Annotated in this window: 13 protein-coding genes; 7 read left to right on the top strand and 6 right to left on the bottom strand. The window is 35.8% G+C overall.

All coding sequences use genetic code 11. The features are described 5' to 3' along the window. Window positions 1-82: 82 nt before the first annotated feature. Window positions 83-1,288: an acetyl-CoA C-acetyltransferase gene (locus tag NE544_RS10445; RefSeq protein ID WP_118114492.1), complete on the bottom strand. Its 1,206-nt coding sequence runs from the start codon at window positions 1,286-1,288 to the stop codon at window positions 83-85. A 288-nt stretch (window positions 1,289-1,576) separates the two neighbouring features. On the opposite strand from NE544_RS10445, the gene NE544_RS10450 reads away from it, so the two are divergent. From NE544_RS10450 to NE544_RS10480, 7 genes are all read left to right on the top strand, one after another. Next, window positions 1,577-2,716 (top strand): acyl-CoA dehydrogenase, encoded by a 1,140-nt coding sequence (locus NE544_RS10450; protein WP_003865002.1) that lies wholly within the window; start codon window positions 1,577-1,579, stop codon window positions 2,714-2,716. A gap of 21 nt (window positions 2,717-2,737) precedes the next feature. Next, entirely contained in the window at window positions 2,738-3,532 is a 795-nt protein-coding gene (locus NE544_RS10455) for an electron transfer flavoprotein subunit beta/FixA family protein (RefSeq protein ID WP_117571807.1), read from the top strand. Between the two features lie 15 nt (window positions 3,533-3,547). Continuing rightward, entirely contained in the window at window positions 3,548-4,579 is a 1,032-nt protein-coding gene (locus NE544_RS10460; RefSeq protein WP_227990907.1) for an electron transfer flavoprotein subunit alpha/FixB family protein, read from the top strand. A gap of 20 nt (window positions 4,580-4,599) precedes the next feature. Beyond that, window positions 4,600-5,436, top strand: coding sequence for a 3-hydroxyacyl-CoA dehydrogenase family protein (locus NE544_RS10465; protein ID WP_118114494.1), 837 nt, complete (start codon window positions 4,600-4,602; stop codon window positions 5,434-5,436). 63 nt (window positions 5,437-5,499) lie between these two features. Then, complete coding sequence (locus NE544_RS10470) at window positions 5,500-6,279, top strand: enoyl-CoA hydratase-related protein (protein WP_256269286.1); 780 nt, start codon at window positions 5,500-5,502, stop codon at window positions 6,277-6,279. A gap of 22 nt (window positions 6,280-6,301) precedes the next feature. Next, window positions 6,302-7,852, top strand: a complete 1,551-nt coding sequence (locus NE544_RS10475) for an acyl CoA:acetate/3-ketoacid CoA transferase (RefSeq protein WP_256269287.1) — start codon at window positions 6,302-6,304, stop codon at window positions 7,850-7,852. Between the two features lie 62 nt (window positions 7,853-7,914). Beyond that, window positions 7,915-8,949, top strand: coding sequence for a low specificity L-threonine aldolase (locus tag NE544_RS10480; protein ID WP_256269288.1), 1,035 nt, complete (start codon window positions 7,915-7,917; stop codon window positions 8,947-8,949). Window positions 8,950-8,951: 2 nt separating this feature from the next. Here the strand turns inward: NE544_RS10480 and NE544_RS10485 are convergent, their stop codons facing one another. The 5 genes from NE544_RS10485 to NE544_RS10505 all read right to left on the bottom strand — a co-directional run. Beyond that, complete coding sequence (locus tag NE544_RS10485; protein WP_256269289.1) at window positions 8,952-10,025, bottom strand: metallophosphoesterase; 1,074 nt, start codon at window positions 10,023-10,025, stop codon at window positions 8,952-8,954. After that, complete coding sequence (locus tag NE544_RS10490; protein WP_256269290.1) at window positions 10,022-10,777, bottom strand: alpha/beta hydrolase; 756 nt, start codon at window positions 10,775-10,777, stop codon at window positions 10,022-10,024. The genes NE544_RS10485 and NE544_RS10490 overlap by 4 nt, the downstream gene beginning before the upstream one ends. Further along, complete coding sequence (locus NE544_RS10495; RefSeq protein ID WP_256269291.1) at window positions 10,774-11,970, bottom strand: acetyl-CoA carboxylase biotin carboxylase subunit family protein; 1,197 nt, start codon at window positions 11,968-11,970, stop codon at window positions 10,774-10,776. The genes NE544_RS10490 and NE544_RS10495 overlap by 4 nt, the downstream gene beginning before the upstream one ends. A 4-nt stretch (window positions 11,971-11,974) precedes the next feature. Beyond that, on the bottom strand, window positions 11,975-12,487 hold the full coding sequence (locus NE544_RS10500) for an NUDIX hydrolase (RefSeq protein WP_256269292.1): 513 nt from the start codon (window positions 12,485-12,487) through the stop codon (window positions 11,975-11,977). Window positions 12,488-12,540: 53 nt separating this feature from the next. After that, the coding region (locus tag NE544_RS10505; RefSeq protein ID WP_256269293.1) for an N-acetylmuramoyl-L-alanine amidase at window positions 12,541-13,144 on the bottom strand (604 nt) is incomplete at its 5' end.

Raw genomic sequence — 13,144 nt, forward strand, 5'->3', positions numbered from 1 at the left:
GATATTCTATCAGATTTTAAAAAGACTGTCGACAGTCACTTTGTCAACAGTCTGAAATAAGGAGAACATGTCTCCTTATTGATTAATCGCACATTTTTACGATAACAGCGGCACCTTGTCCTCCACCAATACATAGGGAAGCAAGACCAATTTTTGATTTACGTTTTTGCATTTCATATAACAATGAAACTAAGATACGGTTTCCACTAGCACCTACTGGGTGACCTAAAGCAATAGCTCCACCATTTACGTTTGTCTTAGCTAAGAATGCTTCACGATCCATTCCTGTAGCTTCTTCTAATTCGTGGATAACACCTAATGACTGAGCAGCAAATGCTTCATTCAATTCAACTAAGTCAAGATCTTCGATTTTTAGATCTGCATATTTTAATGCGTTTAAGATAGCTGGAGTTGGACCTAATCCCATAACTCGTGGATCAACTCCACCTTGTCCAAATCCGATAACTTCAGCAATTGGTTTTAAGTTATATTTCTTAACAGCGTCTTCACTAGCAACGATTGTAAATGAAGCACCATCATTGATACCAGAAGCATTACCTGCAGTTACAGTTCCATCTGCGTTGAAGGCTGGGCGTAATTTAGCTAATTTTTCTAAGCTTGTTTTACGAGGGTGTTCGTCTGTATCGAATACGACTTCACCTTTACGAGTCTTATAAGTAATAGGAACGATTTCGTCTTTAAATTTACCTGCAGCAATAGCCGCTAAAGCTTTTTCTTGCGAAGCAAATGCGAATTCATCTTGTGCTTCACGTGAAATGTTGTATTTTTTAGCAATGTTATCTGCAGTACATCCCATGTGAATTCCATACATTGCATCTGTTAGACCATCGTGTAACATAGCATCCACTAATTTTTGATCTCCCATTTTAGTTCCTGTACGGTTTTTATAGCTCAACATGAATGGAGCACGTGTCATAGATTCAACACCACCAGCAACATATAAGTCACCAAAGTTAGCTTGAATACGAAGTGTAGCTTCCATAACGGCTTTCAAACCTGAACCACATAACATATTGATAGATTGTGCACATACTTCAACAGGAATACCTGCATCGAATGCAACGTGACGAGCAATGTTTTGTCCTAAACCTGCAGCGATTACGTTACCAATAATAACTTCATCCAAGTTTGCTGGATCAATGTTTGCTTGTTTAATAGTTTCTTTTAAAACTGTAGCTCCAACAGTTGCTAAATCAACATCTGTTAGACTTCCTAAAAAAGTACCAATTGCACTACGTTTCGCAGCAACAATATAAGCTTTTCTCATTTGTATACCTACTTTCTACTCTAAATCGAGATTCACTTTACATGCTTAGTCTAGTCCTTAAAATAGGGGATGTCAACCACTTGTTTATATTTTCACATGTTAAAAATACTTTATATATATTAATAAGAATATGTGTTTAAAACAATTTGTTAAAATATTAACAAAATCATTGACGACGCTCAAAAAAGTATGTAGAATATGACTGTGTGAAAAGTTTAACATACTTTCTCATGCTATCGATGTCCTAATTCGAATAGTTCAAGAAAACTGGAAAGGAGAACTTCATTTATGGATTTCAATTTAACAGAACAACAATTAATGATGCAAAAGTTGTTCAGAGAAGTTGCGCAAAACGAAGTAAAAGAAAACGCAGCGGATGTTGACGAAAACGAAAGATTCCCTAAGGAATCTGTAGAAGTGATGCGTCAAGCTAAGATGCTTGGTATTCCTTATTCTCGCGAATATGGAGGAGCTGGCGCAGATTATTTATGCTACATTTTAGCAATCGAAGAATTGTCTAAAACATGTGCAACAAGTGGTGTAGTTTTATCAGCTCACACTTCATTAGGTACTTGGCCAATTGCTCAATTTGGTACTGAAGAACAAAAACAAAGATTCTTAACAGATCTATGTACAGGTAAGAAATTAGCTGCATTTGGTTTAACTGAACCCAATGCCGGTACAGATGCTGCTGGACAACAAACAACAGCTGTATTAGATGGTGACGAATATGTTATCAATGGTACAAAAATCTTCATTACAAATGCTGGAGAAGCTGATGTATATGTAATTTTTGCCATGACAGACAAAACAAAGGGAACTCGTGGAATTTCTGCTTTCATTCTTGAAAAAGGAACTCCAGGATTCACATTCGGTCTTCACGAAAAGAAATTAGGTATTCGTGGATCTGCTACATGTGAATTAATTTTCAATAATGTACGTATTCCAAAAGAAAACTTATTAGGAAAAGAAGGTATGGGATTCAAGATTGCCATGCAGACACTTGATGGTGGACGTATTGGTATCGCTGCTCAAGCATTAGGAATTGCTCAAGGTGCTATCGACGAAGCAGTTGCTTATGTAAAACAACGTAAACAATTTGGTCGTCCAATCGCTAAATTCCAAAATACTCAATTCCAATTAGCTGATATGCAAACAAAAACAGATGCAGCTCGTTGGTTAGTATACTCTGCAGCTACTGCTAAACAAGAAGGTCGTCCTTATACTCAATTGGCAGCTGAAGCAAAATTATTCGCTGCTGAAACAGCAATGGAAATTACAACTAAGGCTATCCAATTATTAGGTGGATATGGATATACTCGTGATTTACCAGTAGAAAGAATGTTTAGAGATGCTAAGATCACTGAAATCTACGAAGGTACTTCAGAAGTACAACGTATGGTTATCTCTGGCGCTATGTTGAAGTAAGAAAGGAATTGGTGTTGAAAAATGAAAATCGTTGTTTTAGAAAAACAAGTTCCGGATTCAACTGAAATTACAGTTGATAAAAAAACGGGTGCGTTAATTCGTGACGGTGTTCCTGCAATCACAAACCCTGATGATTTAGCTGGTTTGGAAGCTGCATTGGAATTAAAAGATAAAAACCCTGACACTGAAGTTGTCGTAATGACAATGGGATTACCTAAAGCTGCTGAAATGTTAAAAGAAGGCGTTGCTATGGGTGCTGACAAAGGTGTTTTATTAACAGACCGTGTATTAGGTGGATCTGATACATGTGCTACAAGTATCGCTTTAGCTGCTGCTTTGAAAAAAGTAGGATTCGACTTAGTTATCGCTGGTCGTCAAGCTATTGATGGTGATACTGCTCAGGTAGGGCCTCAAACTGCTGAACGTTTGGATATTCCTCAAATTACTTACGTAGATGAAATCTTAGAAGTAAAAGAAGATTCAATCACAGTAAAACGTTCATTAGAAGATGTTGAACAAATTGTAACTGCTAAGTTGCCATGTGTTATCACAACATTATCAGGAATGAACAAACCTCGTTACATGCAATGTGACAATATCGTTGACTTGTGTAAAGAAGACAAGATCGAAGTTTTAACAAATGCTGAATTAGGAATTGATCCTGAAACAGTTGGTTTCAAAGGTTCTCCTACATCAGTTAAAACTACTTTCACAAAAGACGTTACTGATAAAACAGAAGTATTCACATTGTCTGAGCAGGAAACTGCAGATATGATTGCTAAGACTTTGAAAGAAAAGCAAATCATTACAAAGTAGGGAGGATGAAGTAGAATGGCTCGATTTGAAGAATATAAAGATATCTTCGTTTTCGTTGAACAAGAAAACGGAAACATTGCAGAAGTAAGTTATGAACTTATTTCAGAAGCAAGAAAACTAGTTGCTTCTATCCCTGAATTTGGATACAAAGTAGTTGGTGTATTGCTTGGAGAAAATGTAAAAGAAAAAGCTCAAGAAGTTATTAGTCATGGTGCTGACAAAGTAATCGTTGTTGATGATGCTTTATTAAAAGACTATTCAACTCAATTCTATGCAGATGCTTTAACACAAGTTGTTTTAGCTCACAAACCAGATTCAATGTTAACTGGTGCCACTCCATTAGGACGTGATTTAGCACCACGTGTAGCTGCTCGTTTAAATGTAGGTCTAACTGCAGATGCTACTAAGATCGAAGTAGACTTAGAATATGCTAAAGAAAATGGTGAATCATTATTAGACGTAACTCGTCCTACATTCGGTGGTAACTTATTTGGTACAATCGTATGTAAAGACACTCGTCCACAGATGGCTACAATTCGACCAAAAGTATTCGAATTGGCTCCAACAGATACAACTCGTACTGGTGAAGTTGAAGAATTTACACCAACTTGGAGAACAACAGATCCTCAAGTATTCGTAGAAAAAGTAATCGAAAAAGTTAAAGCCGATGTAGATATCACAAAAGCTGACATCTTAGTAGGTGCTGGTCGTGGTGCTGAAAACTGCTTAGATGTACTTCAAAAAGTAGCTGACGAATTAGGTGGAGTAGTTTGCTGTACTCGTGCCGTTGTTGAAGATGGATTCTTAGACAAAGATCGTCAGGTAGGTCAAACAGGTAAGACTGTACGTCCTTCATTATATATCGCTTGCGGTATTTCTGGAGCTGTACAACACTGTGCAGGTATGGATAAATCAGATTTGATTATCTCTATCAACCGTGACCCTCAAGCAGAAATCTTCAATATTTCTAACATGGGATTCGTTGGAGATTGTGCAACTGTATTACCTTTATTAGTAGAATCAATTAAAGCTGCAAAAGCTGAATAATAAAAAGGAGCATATTTAAAATGAAAAATGTAGGTGTTATTGGTGCTGGAACAATGGGGCAAGGTATTGCCAATGCATTTGCTACAGCTGGATACAATGTAACTGTATGTGATATTAAAATCGAATGGGCACAAAATGGTATCAACAAAATTGGTGCTAAATTAGATAAATTAGTATCTCGTGAAAAAATTACTGCTGAAAAAGCAGAAGGTATCAAAGCTAACTTAACTGCTGGTGAATACAAAGACTTAGCTGATTGCGATTTGATCGTTGAAGCTGTTCTTGAAAAAATGGAAATCAAAAAAGATTTGTTTAAGACTTTAGATGAAATCTGTAAAGAAGACTGCATTTTCGGAACTAACACTTCAAGTTTAAGTGTTACTGAAATTGCTAACGGAATCAAACACAACGTTATCGGTATGCACTTCTTTAACCCAGCTGATCGTATGAAATTAGTTGAAGTTATTTCTGGTGAAAACACTCCAGTTGAAACAAAAGAAGCTATCATTGAATACTCTAAATCATTAGGAAAAACTCCAGTAGAAGTTGCTGAAGGACCTGGATTCGTAGTTAACCGTATCTTAATTCCAATGATCAATGAAGCTTGCTTCATTTACCAAGAAGGATTGGCAAGTGTTGAAGATATCGATACAGCTATGAAACTTGGAGCTAACCACCCAATGGGACCATTGGCTTTGGGTGACTTAATTGGATTGGATATTGTTTTAGATGTAATGGAAGTATTATATACTGAAACAGGAGATCCTAAATATCGTCCATGTACATTATTAAAGAAAATGGTTCGTGCTGGAAAATTAGGTCAAAAAACTAAACAAGGATTCTACAGCTACAACTAGTGAAATAACTAAAGTGAAACACTCGTTGTTTCACTTTTTATTTAAATATAGAGGAGAACAATCATGGAAAACGTATTATTAGAAAAACAAGGTCACGTTTCAATTATCACAATTAATCGTGAAAAAGCATTAAACGCTTTATCAACAGCTGTATTAAACGACTTAGAAGAAGCTGTGAATACAGTAGAAGCGGATAAAGACACTTATTGTGTAGTTATCACAGGTGCTGGAAACAAATCATTCGTTGCTGGTGCAGATATTGCTGAAATGAAAGACAAAACTGTTGAAGAAGCTGCTGAATATGGAGCTTACGGAAACAAAATCTTCCGTCAAATTGAAACTTTACACTGCCCAGTAATCGCAGCCGTAAATGGTTTCGCATTAGGTGGTGGATGTGAATTAAGTATGGCTTGTGATATTCGTATTGCGGCTGAAAATGCTGTATTTGGACAACCAGAAGTAGGATTAGGAATTACTCCAGGTTTTGGTGGAACTCAACGTTTAGCTCGTTTAGTACCTGCTGGAATTGCTAAAGAAATGATTTTTACAGCTCGTAACATCAAAGCGGATAAAGCATTGACTATCGGATTAGTTAATGCGGTAGTTCCTCAAGAAGACTTAATGGCTACTGCATTAAAGATGGCTAACGGAATCTGCAAGAATGCTCCAATTGCTGTTGCTCAAGCTAAAAAAGCAATCAACGCTGGACTTCAAACAGATATGGATTCAGCTATCGCTATCGAAGTAAAAGATTTCTCAGATTGCTTCGCAACTGAAGATCAAACTTATGGAATGGAATGCTTCGTAAACAAAGTAAAAGAAAAAGAATTTAAAAACAAATAATTTATTTGAAAGGATGATTTAAATGTCAAAAGTAATGTCAGCCCAAGAAGCCATCAGTATGATCAAAGATGGTGACAAAATTGGTGTTGGTGGATTTATTGGAATGGGTCACCCTCAAGAACTTAGTGTTGCCATTGAAAAGAGTTTCTTAGAAACTGGACACCCAAGAGATTTGACAGTAATGTTCTCTGCCGGTGTAGGGGATGGAACACCTGATCTTGGATTGAACCATATGGGTCATGAAGGATTGCTAAAAAGAATTATTGGTGGTCACTGGGGATTGATTCCTACTTTCCAAAAATTAGTTTTTGAGAATAAAGTAGAAGGATACAATTTACCACTAGGAACCATCAGTTTGATGTTCCGTGAAATTGCTGGACACCGTCCTGGTGTTATCACTAAAATTGGTTTGAAAACATTTATTGACCCACGTCTAGAAGGTGCGAAAATGAATGAACGCACTAAAGAAGATTTAGTTGAATTGATCAATATGGATGGAGAAGAATGGTTACGTTATAAATCATTCCCATTGGATATTGCATTGATTCGTGGTACATATGCTGATGAAGATGGAAACTGCTCAATGTGTAAAGAAGCAGCTACTCTAGATTCAATCAGTATTGCCCAAGCTGTTAAAAACAGTGGCGGTAAAGTTATTCTACAGGTAGAAAAAGTTGTAGAACGCGGTTCATTAAAACCAATGGACGTTAAGATTCCAGGTATTTATGTGGATGCAATTGTAGTTGCAGATCCAGAAAATCACTGGCAAACTTACTCAGATCCATACAACCCATCATTCTGTGGTGAAATTCGTGTACCCGTTGATTCCATTGAACCAATGCCATTAAATGCACGTAAAGTTGTTTGTCGTCGTGCTGCTATGGAATTGGATCCATCAGCTGTTATCAACTTGGGAATTGGTATGCCAGAAGGTATCGCAAATGTTGCCAACGAAGAAGGTTTACCAGGACTTAAGATGACTGTAGAAGCTGGAGGAATCGGTGGTGTTCCTATGAATGGAACTGCCTTTGGTGCATGTACAAACCCAGACGCAATCATTGACCAAACATATCAGTTTGACTTTTATGATGGTGGTGGATTAGACCAAGCCTTCTTAGGACTTGCTGAATGTGATCCAAAAGGGGATATCAACGTTTCTCGTTTTGGACCAAAAATTGCAGGATGTGGTGGATTTATTAATATTACCCAAACATCACCAGTTGTCGTTTATTGTGGAACATTCACAGCTAAAGGTTTAAAAGAAACAATTGGTAATGGTAAATTGACAATTGATCAAGAAGGACATATCAAAAAATTCAAAAACCATATTGAACAGGTTACTTTCTCAGCTGATTATGCGAATGAAACAGGTCAAAAAGTCTTATATATCACTGAGCGTGCCGTATTTAAGTTAATTGATGGTAAATTAACATTAATTGAAATCGCTCCAGGTGTAGATTTACAAAAAGATGTATTAGATCAAATGGAATTTAAGCCATACATCGCCGATGATTTGAAGTTGATGGATGCACGTCTATTTACGGATGAAATCATGGGTTTAAAAGAAGAATAAATTGAATAAACAGGTCAAATGACCTGTTTTTTGTGTTACAATGGTTTTGGGAGTTGATTAAAATGTTATTTTTTAGAAATGATTATGGCCAAGGATGTATTCCAGAAATCATGGAATATATGAATACTACCAATGGTCATTCTTTTACTGGATATGGTATGGATGTGATTTGTCAAAATGCCAAAGAAACCATAAAAAAACATATCCCAGACTACGATGTAGATATCCACTTTTTAGTTGGAGGAACGATTACTAACCAAACCATCATCAAAGCTTGCTTAAAACCATTTGAAGCCGTGATTGCCTGTGATACAGGACATATCGCAACTCATGAAACAGGTGCGATTGAAGCTGTAGGACATAAAGTAATTCCGGTAAACAATTATGCAGGAAAGATCAATCCTAGCGATATTCGTAAAGTATTTGATGCACATATGCTTTCATATGAACACATGGTTTATCCAAAAATGGTTTATATTTCCAATGCCACAGAATATGGAACGGTGTATACATTAGACGAATTAAAAAACATTCGTACGGTTTGCGATGAATTAGGTCTATATTTAATGATGGATGGGGCAAGACTAGGCGTTGCCTTATCCACTGTAGATTATACTTTAAATGACCTGGCCAATATTTGTGATGTATTCTATATTGGCGGTACAAAAAATGGAGCTTTAATGGGAGAAGCTGTTGTAATCTCCAATCCTGAATTAAAGCCATATTTCCGCTTTGTGATGAAACAAAATGGGGCAATGCTTGCCAAAGGATGGCTTTTAGGCATTCAATTCTTAGGCTTATTTGAGCATGATGCTTTCTTTGGATATGCCAAACAATCGGTTGTTTTAGCACAGAAAATTCAATCTAAACTACAAGAACTTGGCTATGCCTTATTCATGAAGAGTGATACAAACCAGATTTTTGTGAATGTTTCCAAGGAACAATATCAGTTCTTAAGTGAAAAAATTGATTTTGAAATTTGGGAAAAATGCGATGATCACTATGTCATTCGATTCGTGACAAGTTGGCATACAAGTGAAGATGAAGTCAATGCATTGATCACATATTTAGAACAAGCAATCGAAAAAAAAGAATAGTATCATTCTAGGTTCGAACGATAGGTCCAGCCTAGTATACCATTCTTTTTGATTTGCACTTTATCTTGATAGGCGAATACCTCTTTGACGGTATCGCCTTTTTTTAATGGAATCTCATAATTTGTATAATCATACGCCTTCATGTCTTTTGTCACAAATTCATTTTCAACCCAGAATGTACGATTGTTGTAGGGGCAATATACTTTTGATTGTATCGAATGTTGTTCAAGAATTTGAATATTACCATGATTAAAAGTAATAAAGAAGGGAATTTGTGTATGATATTTGACATCATGAACGACTTTTCTTTCTTGAAGAAAATCACATCGATCCATTTTTACAGTATTATCTTCAAATATAAGGGCATTTAATTGACCGCCAAATTTCACTATATTGCCACCATCTATACTATAAATATTATGTTTTGCATCATAAATAGGATCAAAAGAGGCAATATGCGTACAATATTCTGTCACAGGCATATGGCCTACTACGACATTCTTTTTGAAAATCTCATTTGTTTCTAAAAAGAAGGGATGTGTCATAACTTGTTTAAAATCGGTTCCATAATTTTCGTTTGATTCAATACCCGCATGCACATAAATATGGTCTTCATCTTCTAAAACATGAGGTAAATCATTTAAGAAACATAATTCTTTTAAATAATGCTTTCTTAGAATCTGACAAACATTTGCCATATTACTATTATGTGTAATCTCAAAATTTAGATTTCTTGCCATTTCATGAATCAAACTTTCTTTACGAAAACCAAGCACATGTCTTAAAAAATCTAAGCGATACGAATAAAGAACATTCTTCGCAATAAAATCACAATTTCCCATGATACAATGTACATCTTCATTTTGTACTTGGTGCATAATATAATGTAGGGTATCTAGATTTCTTTTTCCTTTTTCAATTAAATCTCCTAAAAGAATCAAACAATCTTCATTGGGCTTATAAGAAATTTGATCTAATAATTTTAAATATAGATCTAAATTTCCATGGATATCACTAATGACAATCTTACGTTTAGCTTTTGTTTCAAGCTTTTGAATCACTACACTTCGATTCATTGTACCAAGAAAGGAAGGAATGTATCACATTCTTTTTCCCAGTCTTCCTCACAATGTCTTCCTTCAGGAATTACATTGTACAAGACGTTGACTCCTTTTTTAGATAGGGCATTGCCAATTTCTGTACAAGCCTTTGTTTGCCAAACAAATTCATGCATCAAGCTTGTTTCATTTGAACCCCAAGATAGATAGATAGAAGTGTTCTTTTGAATATGACTTTGATGGATATCTTTCAGAATCGCATCCATACTTTCTAATACATAAGGAGAAATCACAATGGCCTTTGAGTATACATTGGAATAGGCATAGGCTGCATATAAAGCCATTAAACCACCACAGCTACTTCCACCAATAAATGTATTCTTTCTTGTTTTTTTGGTTCTATAGTGATCATCTACATATGGTTTTAATTCATGTACGAAAAAATCCATCGTTTCTTCTCCTTGACCTTCAAAAGAGCCATATTCCGGATCATAGAAAGAGTAAGGAGCGTATTCCTCTAAGCGATTATTTCCAACATGGCTACATTCTTGTCCAACAACAATCATATCGATACCTAGCTTTTCTATATGTTGTTGAATATGAATAGCCTTGCCATAAGTGGCATGTGCATCTAAAAAGATATTGTGTCCATCAAAGGCATATAAAACAGGATATTGTTTATTACTTGTTTCATAATCATCGGGTAGATAAATAAAGATTTTTCTTGTTTCATTAAGCTTTGTCATGAAAAGTTCTTTTTCAACGATCATAATCGGTCCTTCCTTCTTAATGCAGTCTTAAAGAATTCATCTCGCCTTGCAGGACTTGTAAATTTGGCAACAATTGCGACATCGCCCATCGCAGCCGCAAAAGCTTCAGGAAGATATAAGACTTCAATCATATCTTCTTTAAACATCTCTACCACTTCTTTTACTGTAAAACGATATTTGATGGAGTTTCTTCTTCCTACAAAACCAGCCGAATATCTTCTAAGCTTTGAATAAGAAGCACTTTGTTTCAAGATGACTTCGGCCCATAAACGATAAACATCCAATTCTCCGGCATAATTCATTAAATCCGGACAGAATCCTCCTGGTGGTCTGAAATTCACTTCTAAACCAAAGATACGTCCCTTTTCGCCTAAACCTTGCACATCATGATTCAATCGAAAGAATTCGCAATGGAAGAAGCGATTCTTAATTTTAAACGCATGGATTGTTCTTTGTACAATGTCACGACATTCATCACTGATCTCAAAAGTTGTATAACAACCAATACTTTGTTGGTAAAGAACAGAATCCATACAATTACCAACATATTCTAAACTGTTTAAATAGCGAATATCCCCATTTTCATCACAAATACCATCTAAGGTAAAGACATCTCCATCGATATATTGTTCTAGAATCATCACATGATCCTTTGTCTGCATATATACCGATTCTAATTGTTCAGCATTCATGATCTTGTAAGTCATGCTTGCACCTACTCCGTGATCGGGTTTCATGACTAATGGATAGCCTACTTGTTTGGCAAAATCTAAGCCATCTTTAAGTGTATGTAGTACTCTATAATCTGCCACAGGAACATTAGCTTCTTTATAATATTTTTTCATTTGTGACTTGCATTGAAGTTCTTCAATTCTTTTTAGAGAAAAACCTGTTTTCACATTGAAATCATCACGAAGACGTGCATCTAAATCCAACCAAGCCTCATTGTTGGATTCAATCCAGTCAATCTTTCCATACTTAAATGTAAAATAACCACAAGCTTTGACCATTTCATCATAATCATGGAAACTTTTTACGACATAGATCTCGTCACAATATTCTTTTAATTCTTGTTTCAATTGATTGTAGGGTGTATCGACAATGGCTAAAACTTTAGCCCCATTTTCTTTTAAGCCCCTACAAAACATCCAGTAGCTCTCTGGATAGTTTGGTGAAATCACCACAAAATTCATAATCTTAATTCCTTTCTGCCATCATTTGACTGATCGCAATTACAGTCTTACCATCATCAATCTTTCCGTTTCTTGTATACTCAAAGGCAGTTTCTAAATCCAGCCACAAAGTATCAATTTCTTCATCTTCATCTAAGCTAAGTTTTATATCTGCTTTTCTTGGGTTGATTGCTTTATAAATCCAGATTCTTTCATCGCAAAAGCCTGGGGTGGATACAAAACTTAATAAAAGTTCTAGCTTATCACAAGCCATACCCGTTTCTTCATTTAATTCACGAAGACCACATTCCATTGGATCTTCACCATATTCGAGTTTACCCGCCGGAATTTCTATTGTTTCTTTACCAATAGCCGGACGCTCTTGCCTTACAAGTAAGATCTTACCATCAACGATACAAATCACACCTACACCACCTGGATGACGGATGATGTCTCTTTTATAGGTTTTATTCTTGATTTCAACATCTTTTTGGACTAAATCAAAAATAATTCCATTATATATTAATTTTTCTTCCATAAATTACCTCTTTTTTCTTTTAATTATAGCACAAAAAAACACTCCGAAGAGTGTTAGTTGATTTGATCTAAAAAGCTTTCTGTAATCGCATTCGCAATCTTTTGTTGGAAAGTTTCATCCGTTAATTTTGTGTAGTCTTCACTATTGCTTAAATATCCAAGTTCTAATAGAATCGAAGGAATTTGACTATCATATAAGATAGGGAAGTTTTCATAATGATCCGAATCAATACCTTCAAATTGCGATAGGTTGATGGAATTCATGGTTTGGGCAAGTTTTTTGGCAAGCTGAATCATATTATCGTTAGGCTGCGTAAAAATGGAGTAGCCTTTGGATAGAGAATCCGAGCTTGAATTCATTTGAATAGAAATCAAATACTTTGCCTTTTGCGAGTTGATTGAAGTAATGCGATCTTCTGTAGAAAGAGAAGAGTCATCACTTCTTGTATACACGACGTTATATCCCACCGAAGCTAGACTGTCTCCAATCTTCTTGGCAATAATCAGGTTTAGATCTTTTTCACTCGTATGTCCATCACTTGTATATCCTGCATCACTACCTCCATGACTTGCATCAATACAGATGACAGCTTTCGATTTACAGCGCGAATTGTCAACTGTATCATTGGTAATAATTGTCGAATTCGTTTGTTCAGGA

Source organism: Holdemanella sp. MSK.7.32 (assembly GCF_024460475.1).
Taxonomy (GTDB): domain Bacteria; phylum Bacillota_I; class Bacilli_A; order Erysipelotrichales; family Erysipelotrichaceae; genus Holdemanella.

What these genes read in the sequence shown, in the direction of transcription:
- NE544_RS10480 (WP_256269288.1), top strand. Translation starts at nt 7,915, where the DNA reads ATGTTATTTTTTAGAAATGATTATGGCCAAGGATGTATTCCAGAAATC.
- NE544_RS10475 (WP_256269287.1), top strand. Translation starts at nt 6,302, where the DNA reads ATGTCAAAAGTAATGTCAGCCCAAGAAGCCATCAGTATGATCAAAGAT.
- NE544_RS10450 (WP_003865002.1), top strand. Translation starts at nt 1,577, where the DNA reads ATGGATTTCAATTTAACAGAACAACAATTAATGATGCAAAAGTTGTTC.
- NE544_RS10445 (WP_118114492.1), bottom strand. Translation starts at nt 1,288, where the DNA reads ATGAGAAAAGCTTATATTGTTGCTGCGAAACGTAGTGCAATTGGTACT.
- NE544_RS10455 (WP_117571807.1), top strand. Translation starts at nt 2,738, where the DNA reads ATGAAAATCGTTGTTTTAGAAAAACAAGTTCCGGATTCAACTGAAATT.
- NE544_RS10490 (WP_256269290.1), bottom strand. Translation starts at nt 10,777, where the DNA reads ATGATCGTTGAAAAAGAACTTTTCATGACAAAGCTTAATGAAACAAGA.
- NE544_RS10465 (WP_118114494.1), top strand. Translation starts at nt 4,600, where the DNA reads ATGAAAAATGTAGGTGTTATTGGTGCTGGAACAATGGGGCAAGGTATT.
- NE544_RS10460 (WP_227990907.1), top strand. Translation starts at nt 3,548, where the DNA reads ATGGCTCGATTTGAAGAATATAAAGATATCTTCGTTTTCGTTGAACAA.
- NE544_RS10495 (WP_256269291.1), bottom strand. Translation starts at nt 11,970, where the DNA reads ATGAATTTTGTGGTGATTTCACCAAACTATCCAGAGAGCTACTGGATG.
- NE544_RS10485 (WP_256269289.1), bottom strand. Translation starts at nt 10,025, where the DNA reads ATGAATCGAAGTGTAGTGATTCAAAAGCTTGAAACAAAAGCTAAACGT.
- NE544_RS10500 (WP_256269292.1), bottom strand. Translation starts at nt 12,487, where the DNA reads ATGGAAGAAAAATTAATATATAATGGAATTATTTTTGATTTAGTCCAA.
- NE544_RS10470 (WP_256269286.1), top strand. Translation starts at nt 5,500, where the DNA reads ATGGAAAACGTATTATTAGAAAAACAAGGTCACGTTTCAATTATCACA.